12 protein-coding genes are annotated in these 12,302 nt (G+C 68.3%); 3 read left to right on the top strand and 9 right to left on the bottom strand.

Annotation, left to right across the window (positions count from 1 at the left end):
• Positions 1–335: 335 nt before the first annotated feature.
• Positions 336–830, bottom strand: a complete 495-nt coding sequence (locus tag FXO19_RS15535; RefSeq protein ID WP_149196021.1) for a peptidylprolyl isomerase — start codon at positions 828–830, stop codon at positions 336–338.
• Positions 831–995: 165 nt separating this feature from the next.
• On the opposite strand from FXO19_RS15535, the gene typA reads away from it, so the two are divergent.
• The 3 genes from typA (at position 996) to FXO19_RS15520 (ending at position 5,154) form a co-directional block, all read left to right on the top strand.
• Positions 996–2,840: a translational GTPase TypA gene (gene typA, locus FXO19_RS15530; RefSeq protein ID WP_149196020.1), complete on the top strand. Its 1,845-nt coding sequence runs from the start codon at positions 996–998 to the stop codon at positions 2,838–2,840.
• A 10-nt stretch (positions 2,841–2,850) separates the two neighbouring features.
• A complete protein-coding gene (locus FXO19_RS15525; RefSeq protein WP_149196019.1) occupies positions 2,851–3,420 on the top strand; it encodes a 2'-5' RNA ligase family protein in 570 nt (189 codons plus the stop codon).
• Positions 3,421–3,549: 129 nt separating this feature from the next.
• Entirely contained in the window at positions 3,550–5,154 is a 1,605-nt protein-coding gene (locus tag FXO19_RS15520; RefSeq protein ID WP_425481489.1) for an amidase, read from the top strand.
• Here FXO19_RS15520 and FXO19_RS15515 read toward each other — a convergent pair.
• From FXO19_RS15515 to secY, 8 genes are all read right to left on the bottom strand, one after another.
• Positions 5,151–6,545, bottom strand: coding sequence for a class II 3-deoxy-7-phosphoheptulonate synthase (locus FXO19_RS15515; protein ID WP_149196017.1), 1,395 nt, complete (start codon positions 6,543–6,545; stop codon positions 5,151–5,153). The genes FXO19_RS15520 and FXO19_RS15515 overlap by 4 nt on opposite strands.
• A gap of 80 nt (positions 6,546–6,625) precedes the next feature.
• Positions 6,626–7,132, bottom strand: coding sequence for a disulfide bond formation protein B (locus FXO19_RS15510; RefSeq protein ID WP_149196016.1), 507 nt, complete (start codon positions 7,130–7,132; stop codon positions 6,626–6,628).
• A 64-nt stretch (positions 7,133–7,196) separates the two neighbouring features.
• Positions 7,197–7,577, bottom strand: coding sequence for a 50S ribosomal protein L17 (gene rplQ / locus FXO19_RS15505; protein WP_149196015.1), 381 nt, complete (start codon positions 7,575–7,577; stop codon positions 7,197–7,199).
• A 175-nt stretch (positions 7,578–7,752) separates the two neighbouring features.
• Complete coding sequence (locus tag FXO19_RS15500; protein WP_149196014.1) at positions 7,753–8,751, bottom strand: DNA-directed RNA polymerase subunit alpha; 999 nt, start codon at positions 8,749–8,751, stop codon at positions 7,753–7,755.
• A 165-nt stretch (positions 8,752–8,916) separates the two neighbouring features.
• Positions 8,917–9,552 carry a 30S ribosomal protein S4 gene (gene rpsD / locus FXO19_RS15495; RefSeq protein WP_149196013.1) on the bottom strand — a complete coding sequence of 212 codons (636 nt, stop codon included), beginning with the start codon at positions 9,550–9,552 and terminating at the stop codon, positions 8,917–8,919.
• Between the two features lie 14 nt (positions 9,553–9,566).
• Positions 9,567–9,956: a 30S ribosomal protein S11 gene (rpsK, locus tag FXO19_RS15490; protein WP_149196012.1), complete on the bottom strand. Its 390-nt coding sequence runs from the start codon at positions 9,954–9,956 to the stop codon at positions 9,567–9,569.
• Positions 9,957–9,968: 12 nt separating this feature from the next.
• Positions 9,969–10,325: a 30S ribosomal protein S13 gene (gene rpsM / locus FXO19_RS15485; protein ID WP_149196011.1), complete on the bottom strand. Its 357-nt coding sequence runs from the start codon at positions 10,323–10,325 to the stop codon at positions 9,969–9,971.
• A gap of 584 nt (positions 10,326–10,909) precedes the next feature.
• The gene (secY, locus tag FXO19_RS15480) at positions 10,910–12,238 is read right to left on the bottom strand and encodes a preprotein translocase subunit SecY (RefSeq protein ID WP_425481488.1); all 1,329 of its coding nucleotides are present in this window, start codon (positions 12,236–12,238) and stop codon (positions 10,910–10,912) included.
• Positions 12,239–12,302 lie beyond the last annotated feature (64 nt).

Genomic DNA, 12,302 nt, shown 5'->3' with positions numbered 1-12,302 from the left:
ATACCCCGGCCCGGACGCCGCACCGGCAATTCGCTATCGGATGCTCGAAAGCCCTTCCACCGAAGCCGACGATGGCTGGAGCGGGAGACGTGCCGCGGGGATTGCGGAGAGCTGCACATGGGTGAGCCAGGACTGCTTGCGCTGCACTGCCGCGCAGTCTTGGCGAACGCCCGGCGCGCTGCGCCGGGCCGGACCGGGCCGCGTAGCGGCACGGTGCAGCGGCCCTGAGTCCGGCCATGGATGGCCGGACCGAAGGGCGGAGCAATCCCCGCGGTGCGGCTCACGCCCCGCGCGGCAAACCGAAGGCGCTCTTGAGCTTTAAGTGCGACTTGGGCTCAAGCCGCCAAGATTTTGTTCCACTCGGCCACGCGATCGGCCTTCGCCGCCAGTGCCGCGTCGACATCGCCCTCGATCTTCACCGAACGGATCCCGTCGCCCTGCTTCACCGCATCGACCACGTCCAGGCCCTCGGTGACCTTGCCGAACACGGTGTGCTTGCCGTCCAGCCAGTCGGTCTTGATGTGGGTGATGAAGAACTGGCTGCCGTTGGTGTCCGGGCCGGCGTTGGCCATCGACAGCACCCCACGCTCGTGCTTGACCCCATTATCCGTCTCGTCCTCGAACTTGTAGCCCGGCCCGCCGCGGCCGGAGCCTTCCGGGCAGCCCCCCTGGATCATGAAGTCGGGGATGACCCGGTGGAAGCCGAGGCCGTCGTAAAAGCCGCGCCGGGCCAGATTGACGAAGTTGGCCACGGTCAGCGGCGCCTTGTCGGCATACAGCTCGGCCTTGATCTGGCCACGGTCGGTATCGAAGACGACGTTCAGGGACATGGGTGATCCTCAGGGGAAGTTAGGTGATCAGATGCGGGCCAACTACCCGGATTCAACCGGGAGACGGATTGCGGCAGCGCAACACGCTATAATACCCGGCTTCCTCCACTACCCTTCCCGCGCCCTGCATCACCGCACCGGCGCGCCTCGCCCATGTCTGCACCCATGTCCATTGAACGTCTGCGCAATATCGCCATCGTCGCCCACGTCGACCACGGCAAGACCACCCTGGTTGACCAGCTGCTCAAGCAGTCCGGCACCCTGAACGAGCGCGCCGTCGTCCCCGACCGGGTGATGGACAGCAACGACCTGGAAAAGGAGCGTGGCATCACGATCCTGTCCAAGAACACCGCGATCCGCTGGACCGACCCGCAGGGCGAGACCTGGCGCATCAACATCGTCGACACCCCGGGCCATGCCGACTTCGGCGGCGAGGTCGAGCGCGTGCTGTCGATGGTCGACTCGGTGCTGATCCTGGTCGACGCCATGGACGGACCGATGCCGCAGACGCGCTTCGTCACCCAGAAGGCCTTCGCGATGGGCTTCAAGCCGATCGTGGTGGTCAACAAGGTCGACCGTCCCGGCGCGCGTCCGAGCTGGGTGCTGGACCAGACCTTCGACCTGTTCGATCGCCTCGGCGCCAACGACGACCAGCTCGACTTCCACACCGTCTACGCCTCCGGCCTGCAGGGCTACGCCGGGCTGAGCGAGGACGTGCGCGAGGGCGACATGACGCCGCTGTTCGAGGCGATCTGCCAGCACGTCTCGCCGCCGCCGGTCGATCCGGACGGCCCGTTCCAGATGCGCGTGACCTCGCTGGACTACAACAGCTACGTCGGCATCATCGGCATCGGCCGCATCCAGCGCGGCACGATCAAGACCAACCAGCAGGTCACGGTGGTCGACCGCGAGGGCAAGACCCGCAACGCCAAGGTGCTGCAGGTGCTCGGCTTCATGGGCCTGGAGCGCGTGGAAGTGCCGCAGGCGCAGGCCGGCGACATCATCGCCTTCAGCGGCATCGAGGGCCTCGGCATCTCCGACACGCTGTGCGCGCCGAACGCGGTCGAGCAGCTGCCGGTGTTGACCGTCGACGAGCCGACCATCTCGATGACCTTCCAGGTCAACGACTCGCCGTTCGCCGGGGTCAAGGACCGCAGCGGCGGCAAGTTCCTCACCAGCCGCCAGCTGCGCGACCGCCTGACCCGCGAGACCCAGCACAACGTCGCGCTGAAGGTCGAGGACACCAGCGACGCCGACAAGTTCAAGGTCTCCGGCCGCGGTGAGCTGCACCTGTCGATCCTGATCGAGACCATGCGCCGCGAAGGCTACGAGCTGGCGGTGTCGCGCCCGGAGGTGATCGTGCGCGAGGTCGACGGCGTCAAGCAGGAGCCCTACGAGCAGCTGGTCGTCGACATGGAAGAACAGTTCCAGGGCGGCGTGATGGGCCGCCTGGGCGAGCGCAAGGCGCAGCTGCAGAACATGGAGCCGGACGGCAAGGGCCGCGTGCGCCTGGAGTTCATCATCCCGGCGCGCGGACTGATCGGCTTCCAGACCGAATTCCGCACCCTGACCGCCGGCACCGGCCTGCTATTCCACGTGTTCGATCACTACGGCCCGCGCGCCGAGGGCGAGATCGGCCAGCGCATCAACGGCGTGCTGATCTCCAACGGCACCGGCCCGTCGCCGGCCTATGCGCAGATCGCGATGCAGGAGCGCGGGCGGCTGTTCATCGAGCCGGGCGAGGAGATCTACGAGGGCCAGATCGTCGGCATCAATTCCAAGGACAACGACCTCACCGTCAACGCCCTGCGTGGCAAGCAGCTGACCAACTTCCGCGCCTCGGGCAAGGACCAGGACGAAGGCCTGATCCCGCCGGTCAAGCTGTCGCTGGAGCAGGCGCTGGAGTTCATCGACGACGACGAACTGGTCGAAGTCACGCCCAAGCAGATCCGCCTGCGCAAGAAGCAGCGCACCGAGATCGACCGCAAGCGCGCGAGCCGCGCCGCCTGAGGTCCGCACCATGAGCATCTTCGTCGCCTGGATGCCGGACGAGGATGCGCTCGACGCGCTGGCGGCGCTGTGCGCGTCAATCGCCGACCGGCTGCCGCCGGCCGGGCGCCTCAAGTGGCGCAATCGGCGCCAGTTGCACATGACGTTGCGCTTCCTTCACGGCGGGCTGCCGCCCGATCCGGGACCGCTCTACGCCATGCTCGCCGACATCGCCTCCCGCACCCGGCGCATCGAGGTCGTCTTCGACCGGATCGAAACCTGGCCGCGCGTGCTGGTCGCGCGCCCGGCGCCGGATCCGATACTGGATCGCCTGTTCACTGATATCGAAGCGGTGGCCAGGGCATGCGGCGAGGCGCCGGAGCGCAGGGCCGCCGCCCCGCATGTCACCCTGGCCTATCCGGAACAACGCGCGGCGACGTTGCCGGCTTCGCTCGACACCGGCCCCGGCAGCCTGCCACCGCTGCCGTTCGCGACCTGCCTGGGACGCATCGCAGTCGCGCATACCGTGCCCGGCGGCTACGACACCCCGCATTGGTGGCCTTTGCAGGACGCGGCGCCGCCTGGTGACCCGCTCGCCTGAGGCCCGACGTTGCATGGCGCTCGGGCGTTTGCGGGAATCCGTGCCGCACGCCATGCTGCCGACCGGACCCACGGAACACCGCCCATGCGCCAGCTCCCGACACGCGCGCCGTCCCCGGTTGCCTGGCTGCTGCTGGGCTGCGTGCTCGCCGCCGGTTGCGAGCGGCAGCCGAGCCCGGTGGCTGCGGATGCGACGAGTGCGCCCGCCACGACGGCACACGCCACGGCGGATTTCGCCTTCGCCGAACTCGACATCGCCGAACTGCAGGCGCGCATGGCGAAGAGCGAGCTCGACAGCCGCACGCTGACCCGGGCCTACCTGGAGCGCATCGCTGCCATCGACGATGCCGGCCCCACGCTGCGCGCGGTGATCGAACTCAATCCCGAAGCGCTGGACGAGGCGGCGGCGCGCGATGCCGAACGCGCCGCAGGGCAGGTGCGCGGCCCGCTGCACGGCATCCCGGTCCTGCTCAAGGACAATATCGACGCCACGCCGATGGTCAATTCCGCCGGTTCGCTGGCGCTGGCGGAACACCGCCCGGGGCGCGACGCCTTCCTGGTGCGCCGGCTGCGCGCAGCCGGCGCGGTGATCCTGGGCAAAACCAATCTCAGCGAATGGGCGAACTTCCGCTCCAGCCGCTCCACCTCCGGCTGGAGCGCGCGCGGCGGGCAGACCCGCAATCCGTACGTGCTCGACCGCAGTCCCTGCGGCTCCAGCGCGGGGACCGGCGCCGCGATCGCCGCCAGCCTCGCCGCGGTCGGCGTCGGCACCGAGACCGACGGCAGCATCCTGTGCCCGGCGGCGGTCAACGGCCTGGTCGGAATCAAGCCAACGGTGGGCCTGGTGAGCCGTGACGGCATCATCCCGATCTCGGTGAGCCAGGACACCGCCGGCCCGATGGCGCGCAATGTCGCCGACGCGGCGGCGCTGCTGGCGGCGATGGCAGGCCCCGACGCGGCCGACGCCGCGACCGCCGGCGCCGCCGCACATGCGCGCGCGGACTACGGCCCGCACCTGCGCGCCGACGGCCTGCACGGCGCGCGCATCGGCGTGCTTCGAAATCACGGCGTCGCCGACCAGGCCGACGTGGACGCCGCCTTCGCGCGCGCGGTGAATGCCCTGCAGGCGGCCGGCGCCATCGTGACGGACGCCCGGATCGCCACCGCCGGCGACTGGGGCGACGACGAGCTCGAGGTGCTGCTGTACGAGTTCAAGGATGGGCTCGAACGCTATCTCGGCTCGCGCAGGGCGCCGGTGCGGACGCTGTCGGCGCTGATCGCCTTCAACCGCGAGCAGGCCGCGGCGGAAATGCCCTGGTTCGGGCAGGAGCTGTTCGAGCGGGCGGAAGCCAAGGACGGGCTCGACGATCCGGCCTACCTGCGGGCGCGCGAACGCGCGCGCCGCCTCTCGCGCGACGAGGGTCTCGATGCGACGCTGCGCGCGCAGCGCCTGGATGCGCTGGTGGCGCCGACCACCGGCCCGGCCTGGCCGATCGACCCGCTCAACGGCGATCACTTCGGCGGCGCCGGCTACGGCGTCGCCGCCGTCGCCGGTACCCCGAGCATCACCGTCCCGATGGGCGACAGCCATGGCCTGCCGCTCGGGATCACCTTCCTGGGCCCGGCCTGGAGCGAGCCACGGCTGATCGAACTCGCCTATGCCTTCGAACGCGCGACCCGGGCGCGCCGGCCGCCCGGCTTCCTGGCCACCGTGCCGTCGGCGGCGGACGACTAGCGCGCCGCGGGCGCGGCGATCTGGTTCTGCTTGTGCACGATCGACATCGCGATCTCCAGCGCCTGCTCGTAGTTCAGGCGCGGATCGACGGTGGTGCGGTAGGCGCGGGTCAGGTCGAGATCGGTGAGATCGCGGGCGCCGCCGGTGCACTCGGTGACGTCCTCCCCGGTCAACTCGAGATGCACGCCGCCCAGGCGGGTGCCCGCCGCGGCATGCAGGTCGAACGCCTGCTCCACCTCGCTGTGGATCTTGTCGAAGCGGCGGGTCTTGTAGCCGTTGCTGGTCGCCTCGGTATTGCCGTGCATCGGATCGCAGATCCACAGCACGCGGCGGCCTTCCCGCTTCACCGCCTCCAGCAGCGCCGGCAGCCGATCGGCGATCTGGGTCGCGCCCATGCGATGGATGAGCCCGAGCCGGCCGGGCTCGTCGTCCGGGTTGAGCACGTCGATCAGGCGCAGCAGCTGGTCGGGGGTCACCGACGGACCGATCTTGACCGCGATCGGGTTGCGGATGCCGCGGAAGTATTCGGTATGGGCGCCGTCCAGCGCCGCCGTGCGCATGCCGATCCACGGAAAGTGCGTACTGAGGTTGAACCAGCCCCACTGCCGCGGCACCTGCCGCGTCTGCGCTTCCTCGTACGGCAGCAGCAATGCCTCGTGCGAGGTGTAGAAGTCGACCCGGTTGAGGTTGTAGACCTCGGTACCGGACAGCGTCTCCATGAAGCGCACCGCATCGCCGATGCTGGCAACCATGCGGTGGTACTCGGCCGCCAGCGGCGAGTGCCCGACCCAGCCGAGATTCCAGTACTCGGGGTGGTGCAGGTCGGCGAAGCCGCCGTCGATCAGCGACCGGGTGAAGTTCATGGTCATCGCCGAACGCGCGTGCGCCTTGATCATGCGCCGCGGATCCGGGATCCGTGCCTCGGGAGTGAACTCGGGCGCATTGACCATGTCGCCGCGGTAGCTGGGCAGGGTCACGCCGTCGCGGGTCTCGGTATCGGCGGAGCGCGGCTTGGCGTACTGCCCGGCGAAGCGCCCCACCCGCACCACCGGCAGGCGCAGGCCGTGCACCAGCACCAGGCTCATCTGCAGCAGCACCTTGAGCCGGTTGGAGATCAGCTCCGAACTGCAGTCGCTGAAGTTCTCCGCGCAATCGCCGCCCTGCAGCAGGAAACGCCGCCCTTCCTGCGCCTCGGCGAGCTGCTGCTTCAGGGTCAGGATTTCCCACGACGTCACCAGCGGCGGCAGCGCCTGCAGTTCCTGCTGCACCTGCGCCAGCACGGCGGCATCGGGATAGGTCGGCAACTGCAGCGCCGGACGCGCGCGCCAACTGTCCGGCCGCCAGTCGGCGGGCAGGGTCGCGGCACGGAGGTTGCGTTCGGACGGGGACATGTTCGGATCCAGGCTTGGCCGATCATCATGCCAGACTGCTGCACTGCGTCAATTTCGTCTGCAACCGTCCCTGGCGCGGTTCAGGCGCGGCGACGGAAGCCGGCGTACAGCGCCCATCCGCCGAGCAGGACGAACCAGACCAGGCTCCAGGCCGGCATCGACAGGCCCAGGAAGGTCCAGTCGACGTTGCCGCAATCGCCGGTGCCGGTCAGCACCTTGCGGATCAGGCTCGTGGTCGACATGGTCTCGCGCAGGAAATCCAGCGGCGGTCCGCACGCCGGGATCTCCGGCGGGAACAGCTGGATCCAGGTATGGCGCCCGGCGATCCCGATCCCGACCGCAGCCGCTGCGAATCCGAGCACGCCGTATGCGCCCCGGCCCGCCCTGCCTCGCGGCGCATGCAGCGCGCCGAGCAACAGCACGATACCGAGCGCGGCGAATGCGATGCGCTGGAAGATGCACAACGGGCACGGCTCCAGCCCCCACTGCAACTGCGAGAAGATCGCGAAGCCGATCAGCGCCGCGCAGATCGCGGCACCGGCCAGGAGTTGCCCGCGGAAGGACCAGCGGAAGGGATTGGGTTGCATCGGCGCAAGATAGCAAAAACCCCGACGCGAAGGCCGGGGTTCTGCAAGAACGAATGTGTCTGGCTTACTCGGCGTCGGCGGTCGCCTGCGGACGATCCACCAGCTCGACGTACGCCATCGGCGCGTTGTCGCCATCGCGGAAACCGCACTTGAGGATGCGCAGATAGCCGCCCGGACGTGCGCGGTAGCGCGGCCCCAGCTCGACGAACAGCTTGCCGACCGCTTCCTTGTCGCGCAGCCGGGCGAACGCCAGCCGCCGGTTGGCGACGCCATCGTTCTTGCTGATGGTGATCAGCGGTTCGGCAACGCGGCGCAGCTCCTTGGCTTTCGGCAGCGTGGTGCGGATCATCTCGTGCTTGAACAGGGACGCCGCCATGTTGCGGAACATCGCTTCGCGATGGGCGCTGGTGCGGTTGAATTTGCGTCCGGCTTTCTGGTGGCGCATGGTCGTGATTCCTGAATTTGTCTCGGATGGCGACGCCCAACGCGCGCCTCTCGAATTCTATGCCTGCCATCCATGGCGGAGCGAAACTGGCTTCGGATCGTCCTGCCCGGCCATCCATGGCCGGGCGTTCGCGACCGCAGCCGATGCCGATAGGGCATCGGCTAAGTGCGGTCACTCACCCAAGCATGCCGTGCTGGGAGACACCGGCCGGCGGCCAGTTCTCCAGCTTCATGCCGAGCGACAGGCCGCGCTGGGCAAGCACTTCCTTGATCTCGGTCAGCGACTTCTTGCCGAGATTCGGGGTCTTGAGCAGCTCGACCTCGGTCTTCTGGATCAGGTCGCCGATGTAGTAGATGCTCTCGGCCTTGAGGCAGTTGGCCGAGCGCACGGTCAGCTCGAGATCGTCGATCGGACGCAGCAGCAGCGGATCCACGCCAGCGGTCTGCTGCTTGGCGGCGCCGCGGTCGCGGTTGGTGAAGTCGCCGAACACCGACAGCTGGTCGGTAAGGATGTCGGCGGCGGTGCGCACGGCTTCCTCGGCGTCGATCGTGCCGTTGGTCTCGATGTCCAGGACCAGCTTGTCGAGGTCGGTGCGCTGCTCGACGCGGGCGGCCTCGACCTCGTAGGCGACGCGGCGCACCGGCGAGAACGATGCGTCCAGCATCAACCGGCCGATGGCGCGGGTCTCCTCGTCCGGACGCCGGCGCGCGGCGGCCGGCTGATAGCCGAAGCCGCGCTCGATCTTCAGGCGCATGTTGACCGACGCATCCTTGGTGAGGGTGCAGATCACGTGGTCACCGTTGAGGATCTCGACGTTGTGGTCGGTCTTGATGTCCGCCGCGGTGACCGTGCCCGGGCCGGACTTGGCCAGCGACAGGGTCGAGGACTCGCCGGTGCCCATGCGGATGGCGACGTCCTTCAGGTTCAACAGGACTTCGAGCACGTCTTCCTGCAGGCCCTCGAGGGCGCTGTACTCATGCAGCACGCCGTCGATCTCGACCTCGGTGATCGCGAAGCCCGGAATCGACGACAGCAGCACGCGGCGCAGCGCGTTGCCGAGCGTATGCCCGTAGCCACGCTCCAGGGGCTCGATCACGACCTTGGCGCGATTGCCGGCGAGACGCTCGATCTGCGGAGCGCGCGGGCGCAGGACCTGGTTGGCAGTAACCGTCATTTTCTTGGCTTCTCCTCAAATGCCGTCGCGTGGGGGCGCGAGGCCGTGGCGCGTTTGGAGCCCCCTTGGAACCGGGGGAGCCCAGCGCGCGATTGCGCGCGCTGGCGGGGGTTGCGAAAGGACGCGATCGGGGCCGGCAGACCGGCTGCGGGCGCCCTTCCGGCCTTACTTCGAATACAGCTCGACGATCAGCGCTTCGTTGATGTCGGACGGCAAATCACCGCGATCCGGCACCGACTTGAACACGCCGGCGAACTTCTTGGCGTCGACCTCGACCCAGCCCGGCGACAGGTCCATCTGCGCAGACACGTCCAGCGCTTCCTGCACGCGCATCTGCTTCTGCGCACGCTCGGACAGGGCGATCGCGTCGCCGGCCTGGACCTGATAGGACGGCAGGTTGACCGGCTTGCCGTTGACGGTGACGCCACGGTGCGAGACCAGCTGGCGCGCGGCCGGGCGGGTCACCGCGAAGCCCATGCGATAGACGACGTTGTCGAGGCGGGTTTCCAGCAACTGCAGCAGGTTCTCGCCGGTGTTGCCCTTCTTGGTCGAGGCCTTCTTGTAGTAGTTGCGGAACTGGCGCTCGAGCAGACCGTAGATGCGCTTGACCTTCTGCTTCTCGCGCAGCTGGGTGGCGTAGTCGGACAGCTTGCTGCGGCGGGCGCCGGTGCCGGCGCCGTGCTGGCCGGGCTTCTGCTCCAGCTTGCACTTGGAATCCAACGCGCGCGTCGGGCTCTTCAGCGACAGGTCGGCGCCTTCGCGGCGGGCGAGCTTACAGGTGGGACCGATATAACGAGCCATATCTTCTCAGCTCCTCAGACGCGACGCTTTTTGGGAGGCCGGCACCCGTTGTGCGGGATCGGCGTCACGTCGATGATGTTGGTGATCTTGTAGCCGACGTTGTTCAACGAACGCACCGCCGACTCGCGGCCCGGGCCCGGGCCCTTGATCCGCACTTCCAGCGACTTCACGCCGTAGTCGAGCGCGACCTTGCCGGCCTTCTCGGCGGCGACCTGCGCCGCGAACGGGGTCGACTTGCGGGAGCCGCGGAAGCCCGCGCCGCCGGAGGTCGCCCACGACAGCGCGTTGCCCTGGCGATCGGTGATCGTGATGATGGTGTTGTTGAACGAAGCGTGGACGTGGGCGATGCCGTCGGTGACGACGCGCTTGATCTTCTTCTTGGTTTTGGCAGCCGGCTTGGCCATGGCGTTGTCCCCTTACTTCCTGATCGGCTTGCGTGGGCCCTTGCGGGTGCGCGCGTTGGTGCGGGTGCGCTGGCCGCGCAGCGGCAGGCCGCGGCGGTGGCGCAGGCCTCGGTAGCTACCCAGGTCCATCAGGCGCTTGATCGACATGCCGACCTCGCGACGCAGATCGCCCTCGACCACCAGCTTGCCGACCTCGGCGCGCAGGCGCTCGACTTCCGGCTCGGACAGGTCGACGATCCGGGTCGATACCTCGACGCCGGCCGCTTGGCAGACCTGCTTGGAACGGGTACGGCCGATGCCGTAGATGCTTTGCAGCCCGACCCAGACATGCTTCTGGGCAGGCAGGTTGACGCCCGCGATACGCGCCATGAGGCGATCTCCAACTGGTTTGGCGGCCGGATCACTGGAATCCGGCGGAGTGAACACGAAATTGTAGCAGGGTCTCGGGTTTTCAGGAAGCCCCCGGACGGCCTTTGGCCACCAGGGACTCCGGCACGGGGAGTGTGCCCGTGCTCCGGCGACGGGCCGCCGCTGTACCGGAACCGGGGAATCCCGGTTCCGGCCACCTCCGCCACTCGAGCGGAGGACCGGCGACGGCCCACCTGCGCGCGAGACCGCCGCACAGGTCGCCCATCTTCCCGCCCTGCGCTGTCGTCAGGGACGGGTTGTTGTGCTGCAACCGCCGCTCCGGACATTGGGTCAGGGGCGGCGATCGATATTCGAGCTGCCATCCATGGCGCAACCGTACCGGCTTGCGGGTGGTCCGGCCCGGCCATCCTTGGCCGGGCGTTCACCGGGGCTGCGCGGCAGTGCCGCGCTAGCGCGCCCCTGTCGGGGTTCACCCCCACAAGAGCCGGTGTTCTTGCCATCCATGGCGGAACTGCATTGGCTCCGGAGGGACCTGCCCGGCCATCCATGGCCGGGCGCTCGCGCGCTAGCGCGGCGGTGCCGCGCTAGCGCGCCCGCGCTCCCCCCTTCAGGTTGGCCTTCTTGAGCAGGCTCTCGTACTGGTGCGACATCAGGTGCGCCTGGATCTGCGCGATGAAGTCCATCACCACGATCACCACGATCAGCAGCGAGGTGCCGCCGAAGTAGAACGAGGCGCCCAGTTCGGCGCGCATGAACTCGGGCAGCAGGCAGACGATCACCAGGTAGGTGGCGCCCGCCGCCGTCAGCCGCGTCAGCACGCTGTCGACATAGTCTGCGGTCGCCTTGCCCGGCCGGATGCCCGGGATCAGGGCGCCCGACTTCTTCAGATTGTCCGCCGTCTCCTGGCTGTTGAACACCAGCGCCGTGTAGAAGAACGCGAAGCCGGCGATCAATCCGCCGTAGAGCAGGATGTACAGGGGCTCGCCCGGCGACAGCGCCTGCGCCGCCCGCTGCAGCCACAGGGCCGAACCGGCCTGGCCGAACCAGGTCGAGACAGTGGCCGGGAACATGATGATCGACGAGGCGAAGATCGCCGGGATCACGCCCGCCATGTTGAGCTTCAGCGGCAGGAACGAGGTCTGGTTCATGTACGCATTGCGGCCGCCCTGGCGCCGCGCGTAATTGACCGTGATCCGGCGCTGCCCGCGCTCGACGAACACCACGAAGAAGATGAAGGCCAGCACGATGACGCCGATCATGATCACTGCGATCGGGCTGATGTCGCCGTTGCGTGCCTGCTCCAGGGTGCTGAAGATCGCGCTCGGCAGTCCGGAGACGATGCCGGCGAAGATGATCAGCGACACGCCGTTGCCGACGCCGCGCTCGGTCACCTGCTCGCCGAGCCAGACCAGGAACATGGTGCCGGCGGTCAGCGCGACGATCGCGGTCAGCACGAAGCCCATGCCCGGCGCGTACACCACCTGGATGCCGTTGCTGGCGCCCGAGCCCTGCAGCGCGACGGCGATGCCGGCCGACTGGAAGATCGCCAGCGGGATGGCGCCGATGCGCGACCACTGGGTGATCTTGCGCCGTCCGGATTCGCCCTCCTTCTGGATCGCCTTCAGGCTCGGCACGATCTGCACCATCAGCTGCATGACGATCGAAGCCGAGATGTACGGGATCACGTTCAGCGCGAACAGGCTGAAGCGCTCCAGGGCGCCGCCCGAGAACATGTTGAACATGTCCACGATCGTGCCCTGCTGCTGCTCCATCAGCCGCAGCATCGCCTCCGGATTGACGCCCGGAACCGGGATGAAGCAGCCGATGCGGTAGACCAGCAGCGCACCGAGCACGAACAGCAGTCGCTGGCGCAGCTCGGTGAATTTGCCCAGGCCCGCGCCCACGCCGCCCATTGCGCTACCGCTGCGTGACATTCGATGCTCCGATGTGACGATCTATCTGCACGCTCGAAAATCC

The organism is Luteimonas suaedae (assembly GCF_008312895.1).
GTDB lineage: Bacteria > Pseudomonadota > Gammaproteobacteria > Xanthomonadales > Xanthomonadaceae > Luteimonas > Luteimonas suaedae.
The sequence above is the reverse complement of the archived record's forward strand: the minus strand, read 5'-3'. Positions and strand labels throughout refer to the sequence as shown.